This is a genomic window from Thiorhodospira sibirica ATCC 700588, assembly GCF_000227725.2.
In the GTDB taxonomy this organism is placed as follows: Bacteria; Pseudomonadota; Gammaproteobacteria; order Ectothiorhodospirales; family Ectothiorhodospiraceae; genus Thiorhodospira; species Thiorhodospira sibirica.
Genome location: NZ_MU255056.1, coordinates 2,045,193 through 2,062,651, shown reverse-complemented (window position 1 = coordinate 2,062,651; position 17,459 = coordinate 2,045,193). Strand labels below are relative to the sequence as shown.

12 protein-coding genes, 1 pseudogene and 1 riboswitch are annotated in these 17,459 nt (G+C 54.5%); of the genes and pseudogenes, 3 read left to right on the top strand and 10 right to left on the bottom strand.

Going from position 1 to position 17,459, the window contains the following annotated elements; genetic code table 11:
• Positions 1 to 9: 9 nt before the first annotated feature.
• Positions 10 to 1,836 carry a TonB-dependent vitamin B12 receptor gene (btuB, locus tag THISIDRAFT_RS09675; protein ID WP_006788320.1) on the bottom strand — a complete coding sequence of 609 codons (1,827 nt, stop codon included), beginning with the start codon at positions 1,834 to 1,836 and terminating at the stop codon, positions 10 to 12.
• A 118-nt stretch (positions 1,837 to 1,954) separates the two neighbouring features.
• A riboswitch (cobalamin riboswitch) is annotated at positions 1,955 to 2,171 on the bottom strand.
• A gap of 398 nt (positions 2,172 to 2,569) precedes the next feature.
• On the opposite strand from btuB, the gene THISIDRAFT_RS09670 reads away from it, so the two are divergent.
• On the top strand, positions 2,570 to 4,042 hold the full coding sequence (locus tag THISIDRAFT_RS09670) for a RimK family protein (protein WP_006788318.1): 1,473 nt from the start codon (positions 2,570 to 2,572) through the stop codon (positions 4,040 to 4,042).
• 182 nt (positions 4,043 to 4,224) lie between these two features.
• On the opposite strand, the gene ispG is transcribed toward THISIDRAFT_RS09670, so the two are convergent.
• From ispG to THISIDRAFT_RS09635, 7 genes are all read right to left on the bottom strand, one after another.
• A complete protein-coding gene (ispG, locus tag THISIDRAFT_RS09665; RefSeq protein WP_006788317.1) occupies positions 4,225 to 5,448 on the bottom strand; it encodes a flavodoxin-dependent (E)-4-hydroxy-3-methylbut-2-enyl-diphosphate synthase in 1,224 nt (407 codons plus the stop codon).
• 19 nt (positions 5,449 to 5,467) lie between these two features.
• Positions 5,468 to 6,535 (bottom strand): agmatine deiminase family protein, encoded by a 1,068-nt coding sequence (locus THISIDRAFT_RS09660; RefSeq protein WP_006788316.1) that lies wholly within the window; start codon positions 6,533 to 6,535, stop codon positions 5,468 to 5,470.
• Complete coding sequence (locus tag THISIDRAFT_RS09655) at positions 6,528 to 6,947, bottom strand: BLUF domain-containing protein (RefSeq protein WP_006788315.1); 420 nt, start codon at positions 6,945 to 6,947, stop codon at positions 6,528 to 6,530. The genes THISIDRAFT_RS09660 and THISIDRAFT_RS09655 overlap by 8 nt, the downstream gene beginning before the upstream one ends.
• Before the next feature lie 311 nt (positions 6,948 to 7,258).
• On the bottom strand, positions 7,259 to 8,671 hold the full coding sequence (gene glnA / locus THISIDRAFT_RS09650; protein ID WP_006788314.1) for a glutamate--ammonia ligase: 1,413 nt from the start codon (positions 8,669 to 8,671) through the stop codon (positions 7,259 to 7,261).
• A 305-nt stretch (positions 8,672 to 8,976) separates the two neighbouring features.
• Positions 8,977 to 10,143 carry a cation diffusion facilitator family transporter gene (locus tag THISIDRAFT_RS09645; RefSeq protein WP_006788313.1) on the bottom strand — a complete coding sequence of 389 codons (1,167 nt, stop codon included), beginning with the start codon at positions 10,141 to 10,143 and terminating at the stop codon, positions 8,977 to 8,979.
• A gap of 113 nt (positions 10,144 to 10,256) precedes the next feature.
• Complete coding sequence (locus THISIDRAFT_RS09640; protein ID WP_006788312.1) at positions 10,257 to 11,507, bottom strand: IS701 family transposase; 1,251 nt, start codon at positions 11,505 to 11,507, stop codon at positions 10,257 to 10,259.
• 188 nt (positions 11,508 to 11,695) lie between these two features.
• A complete protein-coding gene (locus THISIDRAFT_RS09635; RefSeq protein WP_336245414.1) occupies positions 11,696 to 12,448 on the bottom strand; it encodes an HAD-IA family hydrolase in 753 nt (250 codons plus the stop codon).
• 362 nt (positions 12,449 to 12,810) lie between these two features.
• Here THISIDRAFT_RS09635 and THISIDRAFT_RS09630 point away from each other — a divergent pair.
• Positions 12,811 to 12,981 (top strand): annotated as a pseudogene (locus THISIDRAFT_RS09630) (transposase); the annotation flags it as partial.
• Positions 12,982 to 13,480: 499 nt separating this feature from the next.
• On the opposite strand, the gene THISIDRAFT_RS09625 reads toward THISIDRAFT_RS09630, so the two are convergent.
• On the bottom strand, positions 13,481 to 14,419 hold the full coding sequence (locus THISIDRAFT_RS09625; RefSeq protein ID WP_221913994.1) for a transposase: 939 nt from the start codon (positions 14,417 to 14,419) through the stop codon (positions 13,481 to 13,483).
• Here THISIDRAFT_RS09625 and THISIDRAFT_RS09620 point away from each other — a divergent pair.
• Complete coding sequence (locus tag THISIDRAFT_RS09620) at positions 14,378 to 15,118, top strand: group II intron maturase-specific domain-containing protein (protein WP_221913993.1); 741 nt, start codon at positions 14,378 to 14,380, stop codon at positions 15,116 to 15,118. The genes THISIDRAFT_RS09625 and THISIDRAFT_RS09620 overlap by 42 nt on opposite strands.
• A gap of 77 nt (positions 15,119 to 15,195) precedes the next feature.
• On the opposite strand, the gene THISIDRAFT_RS09615 is transcribed toward THISIDRAFT_RS09620, so the two are convergent.
• Complete coding sequence (locus tag THISIDRAFT_RS09615; protein WP_006788822.1) at positions 15,196 to 17,145, bottom strand: methyl-accepting chemotaxis protein; 1,950 nt, start codon at positions 17,143 to 17,145, stop codon at positions 15,196 to 15,198.
• Positions 17,146 to 17,459 lie beyond the last annotated feature (314 nt).

Here is a 17,459-nt window from a genome sequence, read left to right as displayed (position 1 = left end):
GCAGGCACCCTACTGCGGCTGATAACGCAGACTCAGGTAGGCGCTGCGTCCGGGCTGGTTATAAAAGCTGGCGGTTTCGTAGTCTTCATCAAAGAGGTTTTCCAGCCGCAGTTGCAGGCGCAGATCGGGGCTGATCCGGTATTCAGCGCGCAGATCCATCGTGACAAAGGCATCCAGGCGGCGACTGTTGGCGACATCATCAAAGCGCCGCCCTTGGGCCAGCACACTCGCACCCAGAAGATACGGCCCATAGGCGCGCTCCACGTCCATGTTCAGGCTGTGCTCGGCACGGCGCGGCAGTAAATTGCCACGATGCGGCTGGGCGCGATTTTGTGGATCAAGCAGACTCACCCCGGCGTAGACCTGCCAGGCCTCCAGCGTCCCCTGCCAATCCAGCTCGGCACCGCGAATCACCGCTTCGTGAATATTGGCGGGCAAACTGCGTGCGGCATCATGGGCAATCAGATCATCAATGCGGCTCTCATACAGACTCACCGACCACTGCCCTCCGGCCAAGGGGCCACGAAGCCCGGCCTCCAGGGTACGCGAGCTTTCCGGTTTAAGATCGGGATTACCATAGCCGGGAAAATACAGGGCATTAAAACTGGGGGCCTTGAAGGCCGTGCCATAGGAGCCGATCGCTCGCAGCGTGTCAGTGAGTGCATAGCCCAGCGCCAGGCTACCGGTATTTTCATGTCCAAATTGCTGGTTATCATCATGGCGCAGCGCTACTTGCAGATCCACGCGCTCCCAGTAGCCCAGATATTGGGCAAACAGGCCGAGATTATCGCGGGAAGTGTGGGCATACTCGGTGGAGCCGCTAATCCGGTCATTGAGATAATCGGCGCCCAGCGTCAGCAGCGTGGCACTGCCTACTTCCAGATCGTTTTGCCAGGAAAGGGTGTCGCGGCGGGTTTCAAAGCGGCTGGAAAACACCCCGTCCTTGAAATTTTTTGAGGCATCCAGGCTGTGTCCGAGGCTCAGGGTCATCTGCCACAGACTCAATGGCGCATAGCGCACCACCGTGCCATAAATCTGCTGGCGGTCTGCAGACTCATTCTGAAAACTGCCATCAAATTCATTCTCCGAGCGGGTCACCAGACTGAAAGCCTCCAGCGAGAGTGCATCCGAGACGTGGTAGCCTGCGCGCAGCGAACCGGAAAGCTGGGTATAACCATCCCGATCCGGCTCATCGGCAAAGCATCCGGCAAAGGCCGTGGCGGCCTCGCCGCGACAGGCATCAAAGCCTTGCGTATCAACGCCGTTGACACCCAGATTAAACCAGCCCTGATCCCCGCCGCCGCTTAAGCCCGCAGCCCCTTCCACGGTGCGATAACTGCCCCCACCCAGACTGACATACGGGCGCAAGGCGCCGCCGCCTTTACGGGTAAAAATCTGAATCACCCCGCCCAGGGCCTCCGAGCCATACAGACTGGAACGCGGCCCGCGCACAATCTCAATGCGCTCAATAGCTTCAACCGGGAGATCCTGCAAGGCTGTGGTGCCCAGCGTCGCCGAGCCCACCTTGATACCATCAATCAGCACCAGCACATGGTCGGAATTGGTGCCGCGCATGAACACCGAGGTGCTTTTGCCACGTCCGCCAGCGCTGTGAACCTGCAAACCGGGTTGACGGCGCAAAATATCGGGAACGGATGGCGCCTGCCAGCGTTCAATGTCTTCACGGGTAATGACAGTTACCGAGGCCAGGGTTTCATCGGTGGTTTGCGCCACCCGGCTGGCCGTTACCACAACAGTATCCAGTGCCGGGGTTTGCGCATACAGCGCCGCAGGGAGAAACACCACCAAGGGGAGAAGTAAAAATACGCCAGGCATGATTAAGCTATCCTCCGTGCCGCCCGCACGGATCTAAAATTTAAGAATGGCTTGCAGGGGGGAAAGGAGGGATAGGCGTGGAAAAACATGACCATACCGCCGCATCGCCCGCCGCAATATCGGGTTGTGACCTTTGGCCGGTCTCCGGGCTTGCGAGCGGAATCATTCCCCGTCAAGACACCTTCCCATGCGGATGCACAGTGGTCTATTGCCTTGCGTTAACTCGCCTACCGTTGCGGGGGCAGCGCCGGCTTGAGCATGCTATGCATACCGGCTTCCCGTTTACCTCGGAGGCAAAAAATGCACCCCAAGGCACCAAAAGGCCGCGCAATGGTAGAGGATTCATCAGACAGGTGCAAGCGAAGGCCCGCTGCGAACAGGGCCATCGCGCCATGAAAGGGCAGTGCCGAAAGACATTCAAACAGGCTCACCGCAATGCCTGCGCGACTTTAAAAACGGGTTGTTTGGGTTTGCATTTGGGCGTGCTGCTGAACAATGCACACTGATCCGCGATCACGCAGCGCTTGGGCTATACTTATGAAACATTCGCATCGATCATGAGCAAGCATAAAGGGGAGCGCACGCTGTAACGACGGCGTTGCGCGCCTGACCTCAATAAGCACGACAAACAAAAGACACCATAGCCGCAGGAGTCACGGTCACACCGTGTCGCCGTGCAGCGCACATATTCATTAACTTTTATGTACGCGCAAAAAATTTAGGAACAGCCGCATTGTCTGATCATATTCTGCTCATTGAGCAAGCTGAAGACTGGAAACCACATTTCCCACGTTATCCGGTGGTGGTGGCCCGCGATTATCTGACGCAGCCTGAATACTCCAGCCACACCATGCTACGCGTGATTAACCTGTGTCGCAGTATGCGCTACCTCAGCGAGGGGTATTATTGCTCGCTGCTGGCCGAGGCGCGCAGCCATAAAGTCATCCCCAGTGTGCGCACCCTGCAGGATTTGTCGCGCAAGTCTATTTATAGCCTGGATACCGAGGACATTGACCGCAAGGTTGCCAAAATCCTGGGGCGCAAGAAGGCGGGTCTGCAACCGACCATGCTGGAAATGACGGTGTTTTTTGGGCAATGTGCGCCCAAAGAAATGCAGGAAATCGCCCAGCAGTTATTTGCGTCCTTTCGGGCACCCCTGTTTAAGGTGGAGTTCAAGCGCGGCGACCAATGGCGCATTAACGCCCTCAAGCCGCTGTCGCTTAATGCCCTGACCCCGGAACAGGAAAACGATTTTTTCCAGGCCCTTGAGGTTTATCTCAAACGCCCTTGGCGCAAGCCGCGTGGCGCCCGCAATTACCGCTACGATCTGGCGATTTTGCATAATCCGCAAGAGGACTTGCCCCCGTCCAATAAAGGCGCGCTCAATCAGTTTGTCAAGGCCGGGCGAGCGCTGGGTATTGAGGTGGATCTGATCGACCGGCGCGATTTTGGACGCCTGGCAGAATACGATGCGCTGCTGATCCGCGAGACCACCCGCATTGATCATTACACCTATCGTTTTGCCCGCAAGGCTGTCAGCGAGGGGATGGTGGTCATTGATGATCCGGATTCCATCCTCAAATGCACCAACAAGGTGTATCTGGCGGAATTGCTGGCCTCACACAAGATCCCCACGCCCAAGACCCTGGTCCTGAGCAAAGACAATCTGCTCAATGCCGAGGAATGGATCGGCTATCCGGTGGTGCTCAAGATTCCGGACGGCTCATTCTCACGCGGGGTTTTCAAGGCAGAAAACCGCCAGGAACTGCTGGATATCGCCAAACGCCTGTTTAAGGAATCTGATCTGATTCTGGCCCAGGAATTTGTCTATACCGAATTTGACTGGCGGGTGGGGATTCTCAATAAACAGCCCTTGTACGCCTGCCAATACCTGATGTCCAAGCAGCACTGGCAAATCGTCAACCATCAGGCCAAAGGGGATGATCGTCAGGGGGGATTCAAAACCTTCGCGATTGAAGATGTGCCCCCGGTGGTGGTGAAAACCGCCTTGCGCGCCGCGAACCTCATCGGCGATGGCCTGTATGGCGTGGATCTTAAACAAACCCCCAAGGGGATTGTCGTGATTGAGGTCAACGACAATCCCAACCTCGATGCCGGGGTGGAAGACAGCATTCTCAAGGAAGAATTGTACCGACGCATCCTGAGTGATTTTGTCCGCCGCCTTGACCACCTGAAACGCCGTTAAACCTCGTAGCGGCGCCTTCTTTGCGCCCTTCGCGGCTTCGCGTGACGCATTAAAGACTCAACACTGAAAACTTTGGCGCAGCCGCCCCTAAAGGGCTGATCTCACGCGAAGCCGCGAAGAATATACTGGCAACATCAATCCGCTAGACGCTAACTGCGTAACGCCTATTGATAAGTCAGGATTTACTGGCCATAGCGGCGGCTGACGTAATCTTCCACGAGGGCCTGAAATTCCTGGGAGATCTGCTCACCTTTGAGTGTGGTTTTGCGTTCGCCGTCTTCATAGACCGGGGCGGCGGGGCTTTCGCCATTGCCGGGCAGGGAGATGCCAATGTCGGCGTGTTTGCTTTCACCGGGGCCGTTGACCACACAGCCCATGACGGCGACCGACATATTTTCAACCCCCGGATAGCGCGCCCGCCATTCGGGCATCCGCTGGCGGATATAGTCCTGGATATCGCGGGCCAGGTGCTGGAAGATGTCGCTGGAGGTGCGCCCGCAGCCGGGGCAGGCAATGACGGAAGGGGCAAAGGAGCGCAGGCCGAGGCTTTGCAGGATTTCCTGGGCCACCATGACCTCTTGGGTACGGCTGGCGCCCGGTTCCGGGGTGAGGGAAACGCGGATGGTATCGCCGATGCCTTCCTGCAATAAAATCGCCAGGGCAGCCGCAGAGGCCACCGTGCCTTTGATGCCCATGCCCGCCTCGGTCAGCCCCAGATGCAAGGGGTAGTCGCAGCGCCGGGCCAGTTCGCGATAGACCGCAATGAGCGGCTGTACTCCGCTGACCTTGCAGGACAAAATGATCTGGTCATGGCGCAGACCAAGCGCCTCGGCCCGCGTGGCACTGCTAAGCGCAGACTGAATCATGGCCTCTTGCATCAGCGCCTCGGTGCTCAACGGCTGGGCAGCGGAGGCGTTGTCATCCATCATCTGGCTGAGTAATTCCTGATCCAGGCTGCCCCAGTTAACGCCGATGCGCACCGGTTTTTGGTAAGTGCAGGCCAGTTCAATCATCTGCGCAAACTGGGTATCGCGCTTGGCACCCTTGCCGACATTGCCCGGATTGATGCGCAGCTTGGCCAGCGCCTCGGCACAGGCCGGGCTTTGGGTGAGCAGTTTATGGCCGTTGAAATGAAAATCCCCGACCAGCGGCACGGCAATATTCAGCGCATCCAGCCGTTCGCGGATATGCGGAATGGCGGCGGCGGATTCTTCGTTATTGACGGTCAGGCGCACCAGTTCAGAACCGGCCTGCGCCAGCTCAACCACCTGTTGTACGGTGCCCGCAATATCGGCGGTGTCGGTGTTGGTCATGGACTGTACGGCGACCGGGGCCTGGCCGCCGATATGCACGGAACCGACCTGCACACTCACGCAGGCACGGCGAGAAACAAGCAAAGAAGTCATCACGGGAATATTCTGTTATTTAAGTCATGGAGGAAGGCCGGTCCGCCTGAGACAGCGGCAACGGGGCGGGCAGCTGCATGGTGACACAATGCAAACTACCGTATTGTTCAATCAAGGCACGGCAGTCAATGCCGATGATCTGGCGTCCGGGAAAAACCTCAGCCAGGCGTTGGCAGGCGATGGCATCCGTGGGGTCATTGTAGGTCGGCACCAGGACAGCCCCGTTGATGATCAAAAAATTGGCATGGGTGGCCGGCAGGCGTTTACCCTCGGCGTTGTACTGCGCACGCGGCAGCGGCAATGCAATCAGCCGATACGCCTGCCCATTGGCCTGACGCAAGGCACCAAGCTCGGCCTGCATGGCCTGCAGGTCATCATAATGGGGATCCTCGGGGTCTTCACAGCAGACATAGGCAATGGTGTCAGGCGTACAAAAGCGCGCCAGGGTATCAATATGCCCGTCGGTATCATCCCCGTGCAGATGCCCGTGACGTAACCATAACACCCGCTGTGCGCCCAGATGCTGCTGCAGGGCCGCCTCAATCTGCTCGCGTCCGTATGCCGGATTGCGCTCCGGCGATAACAGGCATGATTCCGTGGTTAATAGCGTACCCAGGCCATCGGATTCCAGCGAGCCACCTTCCAAAACCAGCGGGATGGATTCCAGCCGGGTATCGGCAAACACCCCTTGGGCATGCAGGCGCTGGGTGATCAGATTATCCTTAAGCGCGGGATATTTATTGCCCCAGCCATTGAAAATAAAATCCAAAAGCAGCGGCTGGCCTTGATCCAGCACGGTGAGTGGACCATGATCCCGCGCCCAGGTATCTTCTGCCGGGGCCATCACCAGCTGCAGGCGCTCGGCAGGCACACCCGCCTGAGCGAGCTGCTCGGCCAGGCGGGCACGATGCGCCGCGTGTTGACAGACCACCAGCGCCGTTTGCTGGGTGGTAATAGCCTGCACAATGGCGGTAAAGGTGGTCTCGGCCTGCGGCAAAATAAAGGCCCAGTCAGAATCCTCATGAGGCCAGGTCAACAGCACCGCTGTTTGCGGGGCCCATTCGGCGGGTAAGACACGCTCAGCCATCCAGCTTTGCCTCTGCAAAATTGAGCAATATATTACTGACAATATTGTTATCCAGCTGTGACAGCGTTGCAAAATCACAGCGCTGAATATGTGCCAGGGCGCAAAACTCCGTCTCAGAAATTGGCATCCACGCCATGCTCCAGTCAGGAAAAAGCCGCTTGGGGAGCGTGTAATCGAGCAAAACATCCAGGCGGGCATGACGCGGATCCAGCGCAATACGTTCATACAGCGCCCGCACCTTGGCCTCGTCGTCACCCTCCAAGACCTGGATGAAGCTGCCGCCCACAAATAGCAACAATCCAGTGATGCCGTGTTGTGGATTAAAACGCCGAGATGCCGCCAGAATGTCGTGCAAATCGCTCTCAGGCGAGTCGCCTGTGTATTCACTGACATAAACAAGCTGATAAATCATCAGTTATCCCAGAGGTGTGTGGAGAGTCAGGATGATTGACCGTGGCCCATGCAGATAAGCCACGCACGGCGCACAGTCGGCTTTTAGCCATTTTCGCCAATACTATAGCAAATGCCTGAAAAGCACCAAATTGATGTGATAAACCCCCGGCTTTAGCGTGGGGTGCATAAGATGACACGGCACCGGGATAGCTGTGCTCTGGCGCGATGTTTAAGCGGTGTTGCAGCGGGGCTGGGACAGGTCTGAGGAGCAGGCGGAGGTAGAAAACAGGGTGGCGGTAAATCCGCGCCGCCACCCTGCAAGGAGACGCCTTAGAGGCTGTAGTACATATCAAATTCCACCGGATGGGTGGTCATGCGCAGGCGCTGTACATCTTCCATTTTCAGGTCAATGTAGGCGTCGATCATTTCGTCAGAGAACACGCCACCGGCGGTCAAGAAGGCGCGATCCTGATTCAGGGCATTTAATGCCTGATCCAGACCGTGGCAGACCTGCGGGATGTTTTTCTCTTCTTCCGGCGGCAGGTCATAGAGGTTTTTGTCCATCGCCTCACCGGGGTGGATCTTGTTTTGAATCCCGTCAAGGCCAGCCATCAGCATGGCAGCAAAGGCCAGGTAAGGGTTGGCGGTGGAATCCGGGAAACGCACCTCAATGCGGCGTGCCTTGGGGCTGAAGACAAAAGGAATGCGGATCGAGGCCGAGCGGTTGCGGGCGGAATAAGCCAGCATCACCGGGGCTTCAAACCCCGGCACCAGGCGCTTGTAGCTGTTGGTGGAGGGGTTGGTGAAGGCATTCAGGGCGCGGGCATGTTTGATGATGCCGCCGATGTAATACAGCGCGGCGTCGGAAAGCCCGCCGTATTTGTCACCGCTGAACAGATTCTGGCCATTTTTGGCCAGCGATTGATGCACATGCATACCGTTGCCGTTATCACCAACCAGCGGCTTGGGCATGAAGGTCGCGGTCTTGCCGTAGCTGTGGGCGACGTTCTGGATCACATATTTAAGGATTTGTACCTCGTCGGCCTTGCGGGTCAGCGAGGCTGCACCCACGCCGATTTCGCATTGACCGGCGGTGGCGACTTCATGGTGATGCACCTCGGTCACCAATCCCATCTCGTTTAACACCAGACACATGGCCGAGCGCAGATCCTGCAGGGAATCGACCGGCGGCACGGGGAAGTAGCCGCCCTTGACGGTGGGGCGATGGCCGATGTTGCCGGTTTCAAAGACCTTTTCTGAGTTCCAGGAGGCCTCATCGGAATCAACCTTGTAAAAGGCGCTGCCGATGGAGCTGCCCCATTTCACATCATCAAAGACAAAGAATTCGTTTTCCGGGCCAAACAGGCAGGAATCCGCAATCCCGGTGGATTTCATGTAGGCCTCGGCGCGTTCCGCCAGGGAGCGCGGACAACGGTCGTAGCCTTGCATGGTGCTAGGCTCAACCACGTTGCAGCGCAACACCATCGTCAATTCTTCATAGAAGGGGTCCATCACCGCACTCTTGGCATCCGGCATCAGGATCATATCGGACTCGTTGATGCCCTTCCAGCCTGCGATACTTGAACCATCAAACATCTTGCCGTTTTCAAAGACTTCATCATCCAGGGTGCTGGCCGGCACGGTGACATGCTGCTCCTTGCCACGGCTATCGGTAAAGCGATAATCCACAAACTTAACGCCATGTTCTTCAATCTGTTTCAAAATATCTGCTGGGGACGACATGATGGAGAGGCTCCTTCAAGGGATGGTTAGACACAAACGTTATACCAAATCAATATCTGCTCAAGCCTTGTGGGTCAATGATCAGGCCGCAAGGCCAGAGCAGCATCAACGTTCTGGGACAGAATTAGCACTAAGCGTGCCAGCCTACATTAAACCGCTGCAGCGATGGCGCGGCATATCGCGGATACGGCTATTTTCGCCACCTGTAGCGGGATGTTGCCTCCCAAGCCATCGCGGGGAAGGATAGCGCGTGTTGCACTGCCCTTGATCATATCCACGGCTATTGCACAATCATGGTGCAAGCCTTAGCGAAAAAACACCGTCACCGCATCAATCTCTGGCACCTGCTTACTGGCCTCGCTGAGCTGTTGAGCCAAGGCTTTGGCCTCGGCAATCTCGCTGATACAGCTCAATGGCAGATAGAGCTCCAGATGCACCCGTCCGCCCAGATAGTGCAAAATCACGTTTTCGAGTTTTTCGCTTTGGGGAATCTGCGCCCAGTGGGTACGCAGCTGGCGGATTAACTCACTGCGCAAGGGCAGCGAGCGGCACGGGGTGTCGCGTTGATCATCCTCCGGGTCAATATGTACCGTGATATCGCTCAGTTCCGGGTAAGCCTTGCGCAAAGTGACCAGCACCCGATCCGCAATCAAATGACCCTCAGAGACACTGATGCGCGCCGGGATTTGCAGGTGTACATCCGCAAATACCGAACCGCCCGAGCGGCGGGTGCGCAACTGGTGCAGACCCTTGACACCCTCAACCGCCAGAATATGGCGGCGCATCTGCTCAACCGTTTCAGGCTGCAGCGCGGTATCAATCAACTCGCTGACACTGCCCCAGATCAACCGCCCACCCATCACGCCAATCAATGCCGCCACAAACACCGCCGCCACCGCATCCAGATAGGGCAAACCCGCCAGCGTACCGCCGATACCCACCAGCACCACCAGCGAGGAAATCACATCCGAGCGATGATGCCAGGCATTGGCCTTGAGCATATTGGAATTAAGCCGTTTGGCCTCTCGCATGGTGTAATGATACAGCCCCTCTTTGGCCACAATCCCCAGGCAGGCGATAAACAACGCAATGGGCGCCGGTGCCAGCAAGGTCTCCGGATTGAACAAACGCAGCCCGGCATCAAGCCCAATCCCCAGCCCCGCGCCCATCAAGGCCAGCCCGACAATCACCGTGCCCAGGGTCTCAATGCGCCCGTGCCCATAGGGATGATTTTCATCGGCCTCCATATTGGCATGACGGGCCGCCAGCAAGACCACCATATCGCTAAACAGATCCGAGAGGGTATGCAGCCCATCAGCCATCAAGGCCTGAGACTGGCTCAATACCCCGCCGACAATCTGCGTGGCCGACAGGCTCAGATTCGTGGCCACCCCCACCAGCGTCACGCGCCGCATCTCACGATAGCGCGGCTCCAAGGCATTTTGTTCAAGCGTTGCAGTATGCGGTTTCATTATTCTTTTTTAACTGAAGTTTCCTATTTTTCTCATGCAACCAAGTCCAGGAGAGTTGCGATCAGAGGATTTTCCCTGGATTTGTTGGATTCTGGGCAAACTGCCCCAAAACCCTAGTCTGAAAATTCATGGGCGAGGGCCCGACGTACGTCAGCGAATGCATATTCAGTGCGCTGGTTGGTCGCATAACGTCGCGGCGGTGCCTTGAGGCGAGAGGCACCATAAATCCAGGTGATGGTGGTGGCAATCATGCAAAAATGCAAGTGATTATTGACAGCATCGGGGTTGCGAGTCTGGGTCTGAGCGCTACCGATCTCTTGCTTGATTTCGCGAAAGCCGGCTTCGATCTTCCAGCGAGCGCCATAGTATTCAATGATCTGGGGAATGGTCAGATCAAGATCCGTGGTGAACAAGGCGAGCCATTGAGTTTTTCGATAGATCCAAACGACACGCACTCGAGTGTGTAACGAGCGTAGCACCACAACCTGGCTGGCTGCTTGAACCTCACGGTGTTTGCCGTAGAGATGCACGGTATAGGTTTTAGCGTCCTTCTTGCGGTAGATTGCCTGAATGGTCACACTGCCGATGCGCTCGCCGTACTTGCGAGGGCGTCCCGGAGAGCCGGGGGAATGAGGTGGCGGCAGATCATGAAGAATATTGTTGACCCGCAAACGACTCAGGATTTGCGCTCGTGACCCTAAAGCTGAGCGCAAAGGTTGCCATAAACCATTGTTGCCAAACCAGCTATCGGCGATGACAAGCACGGGGCATTCGACAAACACAGTGGCTATGCGCTTAATATGGTCAACGGCTTGTTCGAATTTGGTGGCAAAGGTCGGCGATTTGCCTTGTACCGTGCGTTTCTCCTGTTTGACCGTGATGGCTCGCATATAGAATGCGAAAGCGAGGGGCAGACAGGCCCAGCGGTCGTGGATGATCCGGAGTAGACCGATGGTGACCAAGGTTTGAGCCCAGGGGTATTGGGCTTGGTTAGTTTTTGCCGCATGATCGAAGGTGCGTTCGCAAGCAAAGATCTTTTTGCCCGTCTTTGGGTTGAGGGAATCATCCAGTGCCAGGAGTAAGCGCCCATCAGTCAGGGGATCAGGAATGGCTTTCCATAGCAGAGTCCAGATCCGGTCCCATGGAAGTTTGCTCGAAGCCATAAACGTGTAAAACCGGCTTTGAGGGATCACGCACCCGAATACAGTGGCGATGGTACGGAGCAGGTTAGATGTCCTAGATGCAGTGATGGGGATCAGGATAGACTGCAGTGTCAGAAGGAACCAGTGGGCTCTTTCCTGGCCGTGTTCGTTTGCTGGAAAAAGGTGCTGGATTTGATGACCAAGTCGCTGTAGGATAGTCATTGGATGCGGATCCTTTTATGCTATTAATCATTGGGTTAGTGCTTATGATTATAGCTCAAAAGTTATCCGCATTCACTCTATTTTGTTGTTTATTATGAATTATTTTTGCATCAAGACATTAAATTAGTATATTATAGCTTAATGATAAGCTAATATTTGCGGGCGCGTATAAGCAATTGATTGTATATTTATATACTGGAATTAGGAAACTTTAGTATGTAAATTCCACCATAAATAAAACCAAGTTTGTATGGGTCGCTATAATTTTCAGGGCCATTATATAAATGATTATTAATGACTGCTGAATAAACTCTACCAGTAATGTATGACATGCCTGAAATTCGTGTCTTGCTAGAAATTTCATTAATATTTGGGTAGTAATATGCATCTAGGCCGAATTTTCTTGCATTTTCAATATCAGATAAAAAGTTGTCTCCAATATGAATAATTTTTTTATTTTGAAACTTTTCGTTGACTGATTCGTATATATTTCCATTTTTCTTTGACTTATTATGTTCAGAAGAAACAAATATATCTTCGAAAAATTCATAGCCTGCTGTTTTTAGGATGCCACTAATTTGCTCTTTAGATAAATACATATCTGAAATAACTATCATTTTTTTATTGTTATTTTTCAAAATAGATATTACTTCTTGGAAGTATGGGTTTGCAAAACAATAATTTAGCTCTAGTTGGTATTCTAAAGTTTCAGTTTCTTTTGCATTTAAATTAGTTTTATTTTGTACTAAGTTATAAATTTCAGATAGTGTAATGTTGTCGTGATTCTCATTTCCTTGTTTTAATTTTCTAATTTCATTTTCAGAGTCAACTCTAATTTTGGCAAATTTATATATCCCTAGCCTTTGTTCCATAATGGAAAACAAGACTCTTGGGCTAAAAAAAGGACGTAAAATTAAAGTGTCAAATACATCGAAAGAAATTACATCATAATCACAAAGTTTTTTCGCAAGTATCTTGGCATCTATTCTTTTTTTTTAAATTATAATATGAATCTACATTGTGCATTTTTTTGGCTCTTCGCATTCGAGGGTGTAGAAAAAATAATGAGCGTCTAGAAAAGGTGTGAGGGTTCCTAGAAAATTTAAGTCACTACACAAACAAAATCTAAGACCCTCGACGTGCATAATCATACCTTTTCTACCTCCGACCTTTCCAGCTTTTGCCAACTAAAAACAAAAACGCACGGTCTTGTTGCCACTGGCCACCATCTTGGTATTACACCCTAAAAATAACTGACGTCAAAAGTAGAATTTTCTCGTAACATAAACGCAGGAGATTCTGCATGAAAACATCAAAATTTTGCGACAGCCAAATCTTGGCAATCTTAAAGCAAGCCGAAGCCGGTGCACCCGTTCCAGAGCTGTGTCGTGAGCATGGCATGAGTTCGGCTACCTTCTACAAGTGGCGAGCCAAATTCTGTGGCATGGATGCGTCCATGATGGCCAGATTGAAAGTGATCTGATCCAATACTTTTGGACACCAAGCTAAGTGAGTAAAATGACTTAACGAGGTGAATATTACAACCAAAAAGACCCGCAAGACTCACACCGCTGAATTTAAAGCGGAAGCCCTGAAACTAGCCGAGCCCCCTCTGGCAGGATAGTTGTCATCATCAAAATTTAACCAGTTGGGGCCAAAGGTTTGATCATGGCGCGTTACAGCGAAGAGCGTAAACAGCAGATTCTGAGTAAGTTACTTCCTCCCTCGAACCTGTCTGTTGCCGAAGTTGCCAAAGGATAGGAGATCCAACCGCCTTCACCGCAATGTACCCTTCGATCCGGGAGCCTGTCAAGTCCCGACGAAAGCCCCGTCTGAGCCGCGTCGGCAGCCGATCCGGCCGAAAACAGCCGAAATCGGTCTGCCGAGGGGTGGCGAGACAGATTTCCCGGTGGGCGATAGGTGTGTTTCCGGAAATCGGGCAACGGCAGGGCTGGCAGCCCAGCTGGGCTGCTTTACCAGGACACCCGCTGGTCGTACTCGCACTCCGGCGCGGGCTGGGCGTAGGGATCACCTGCGGAACCTGCCTCAGCAGCGATGGCATGCTCCGTGGCATCCTCGTGCCACTCCGGCGGACCCCGCGCCTGGGCGATACGGGGCGGAGTGGCGGGTTCGCCGATGTGCTCCAGGATGGCCCGAACGTCCACCGCCTCGGTGATGAAGGCGATGATGCGCATCTGGGCGCCGCACTGCGGGCAGGTCAACGGAAACGCCTCGTAGATACGCGCCAGCAGCATCACCCAGAGGTAGCGGGCGGGAGACCGCCAGAGGGTCGCGGGCAGATCCTCCGCTGCAGTTTTCACCGCCCGGTGGGATGTCGGCGCCGGGACTACAGCCTCGGGTGCCAGAGCGGTGACGGCGGGGCGCAGCGGTGAGTTTGGGGCGAGTACGCCATAGTACCGATGGCGATGCTGCCGGGGCGGCGGAACCAGTGCGGCGATGCGGCCGATCAGCTCCAGCGGCGAGAGGATGGTCTGGGTGCGCCCGTCCGGACCCGGTTTGGGCAAGCGATAGATCAGCCGCTGCGGGTCGAGTTCCTCCAGCGGGTCGGCGGCGAAGGGAGGACGAGCGCAGTAGCGCAGCAGACGCTCCAGGCCCTTTCGGTCGTCGGCCTCGATGCGCACGCTCGCATCCAGCGAGAACCCGCCGCCGTGGTCCCACGCTTCCATCTCTTTGCGGGTCTGGGTATCGATCCGCCCACGGCGCACGAATGCCCGCAGGATGCGGCGGCGCACCTGCGTTTGCACGACCCGCACGGCGTCGGCGTCGATGGCCTCTGCCGCGATGAACCGGACACCCCGCTCCGGGTCGGGCTCGAACACGCCGTCGATCACGACGACATGGAAGTGCGTGTGCTCATTCAGCGCGGAACCGAACCGGTGGATGTAGGCCACGGCCCCGGTGCGTGCCTGGGGCTGCTGTCCAACATCCTGCTGGACGAACTGGATCAGGAGTTAACGCGAAGGGGGCACAGCTTCTGTCGCTATGCCGATGACTGCAACATCTACGTCAAAAGCCAAAAGGCAGGGGAAAGAGTGCTAACCTCAATCACAATCTTCCTTGAGCAACGCTTAAAGCTGAAGGTTAACCGTGAGAAAAGCGCTGTTGACAGGCCGTGGAAACGAACGTTTCTGGGTTATACAGTTTGCCCTCGTAAAATCAACCCTCGCCTGAAACCGGCCACGAAATCCGTACAAAGATTCAAAGGCAACATCAAGGCAGTGATGCGTCCAGCCAAAGGCTGGAGCATCCAGCGAACCGTTCAAGTACTAGCACCTAAAATCAGGGGCTGGCTGAATTATTTTCGCCATGCTGATGTAAAGAAGGTCTTTGAAGAACTGGACGGCTGGATCAGACGACACCTTCGCAAAATACTGTGGAGACAGTGGAAACGTCCTAATACAAGGATGAAAATGCTGATGCGTCTGGGGCTGGACGAAAAGAGAGCATGGTTGAGCGCAACCAACGGCCGAGGTGCTTGGTGGAATGCAGGCGCGTCACACTTAAATCAGGCGTTGCCGAAGAAGTTGTTTGATAAACTGGGATTGATATCGTTGATGGATAGTTACCATCAGCTCAAAGGAACTTTATGAACCGCCGTGGTACGGAACCGTACGCCCGGTGGTGTGAGAGGACGGGGGAGGTAACTCCCCCTCCTACTCGATCGTTTTCAGATCTTAAAACGGCTGATCAGTTGGCTAAGTGAGTCGGCTCGTTCAGCAAGCCTGTTAGTGACCTCTTGGCTCTTTTGCATTTCATCCAAAGACTCAGCAACTAAATCATTGATACGCGCAAGGCTGGAGCTGATCCCTTCTGCGACCTGGCTTTGTTCGCTGGCAGCTGTCGCGATTTGTGCCCCCCATTCGTTGACCTGACTGACACTGGCATCAATTCCATTGAGAGCGGCACCCGCTTGCTGAGCTTGAGTGGCGCAGTGGTTTGCCTTTTCTGCACCACGTTCAATTGCTTTTGAAACGTCCGCTGCTGCATCCTGAACACTGTGAATGATGGTTTGTATTTCACCAGTGGCACCTTGCGTTCTACTCGCCAGTTGGCGTACTTCATCGGCGACTACGGCAAAGCCACGGCCATGCTCACCAGCTCTGGCTGCTTCGATCGCTGCATTCAATGCGAGCAGGTTGGTTTGTTCTGCAATGGTGTCGATGGTGTTGATCACATCACCGATTTTTTCACTGCCTTGCTCTAAGCGGGATAGGATTGTCAGGAGTTCGCCCATTTCGCTAGCCAGCTGATCAATGGCGCTGACTGTGTCACCCACTACCTGCACACCTTCATGCGTTTGGGCCGTAGCCTGATTGGCGGCTTCTTGAGTCGAGTCGGCTTGTGCGGCCACCTGAGTGGCTGAAGCCGACATTTCTGCACTGGCAGAGGCGACCTGACTCACCTCTTCTGTTTGCTGTACGGCCATGCGCTGACTGGCTTCGCCCTGGCGAACCAGGTCTGTGGTTGCTGCCTTCAAATCCGATGCAGTCAGGGACACCTCACCTAAAATCTGTTTAAGCGTGTTGGTGTAATCATTGAAAGCAGAAAAAAGCGCAAATAATTCATCCTGGTTTTTGCCTGTATCAAGCAGCAGGGTCAGATCATTTTTGTTTTTATTCAGCTGCTCAACATTGCGACTAATCAGGCTCACAATATTTTTCTGTACCATCAGCGCCAAAACAATGCCCATACCGACAACCAGTAATACCAGTAAGCCGATCAGCAAGCCAATAAACTGGGTCATCTGACGGACACTGGCCAGCACGGTCTCAGGCGGTTCGCCGAAGACATGAACGCCAATCAGGCGACCGGCGTCATCTCTGACTTCTTGAATTGAAGCAAACCACTGGTCATTGAGGATGAACCCGTCAGCCATCATGCGGGTTTGATCAAGGCTGCGAGCAAAGGCCAGTTCTGCCTGTCCAAACCAGCGATCATTGGCAACCAAAAAGTCTCCGATTTTTGTGTTATTTGCTACGCCGGGTGCCACATCAATGATATCGGCAGGTAAAAGAAACACATAGCGGCGGCCGTCTGCTTCAAACCCTTGTCGAATTCCATCAAACCCCATGGCGACCTCTAGAGCTCCAATGTACTGGCGATCCCTGAACATGGGTGCCAGCGCGCGAATGGTTAAACCAGAGCGACCGACCTCAGTTGCATCAGAAAAGGGTCTGCGCTCGCTCATCATGCGAGTGACTGTGGGCCTGAAAGTAATGTCATCATCAAAGAAGTCACGAGACCAGCTGCGTAACCAGGTGCGGCCATCGGCGGTATGAATGTGCATGTTCACGGTGCCAGCCTGCAGGTCGGAATAAAAGCGCTCACCCAATTCATTCGCACGCCGGAAGGCCAACTCGCGATCCCCATCCAGCAGTGCGCTTTGGTAGAGAGGGCTGCCCGCAAGGGTCATTGCAAGCCCAAGCCCAAACTCTTGTTTTGCCTGGAGCCGCTCTTGAAATACGCTGTTCAGAGCTTCAGAGCGCTCAGCAATCGCCTGAGTGACCAGTCCTTCGCGCAAATAGGCAACATACCCAAGACTGATCAGTAAAAAAACGATGCCGGTCAGGCTTAGGTTCAGGATCAGTCGATTTCTTAATGTCAGCGTTTTAAGCATGGTAAGTGCCTTTTGTGATGGCTTTGCATGATTAAGGAAGGATAAGGAAAAGGATAGGAAATCTAACCGCCTTCACCGCAATATCCCTTCGATCCGTGAGCCTGTCAAGTCCCGACGGAAGCCCCGACGGAGCCGCGTCGGCAGCCGATCCGGCCGAAAACAGCCGAAATCGGCCCGCCAAGGGGTGGCGAGACGGTTTTTCCGGTGGGCGATGGGTTGGGTTGTGGAAAGCGGGCAACGGCGGGGCTAGCAGCCCAAGGGAGCTGCTTTACCAGGACACCCGCTGGTCGTACTCGCACTCCGGCGCGGGCTGG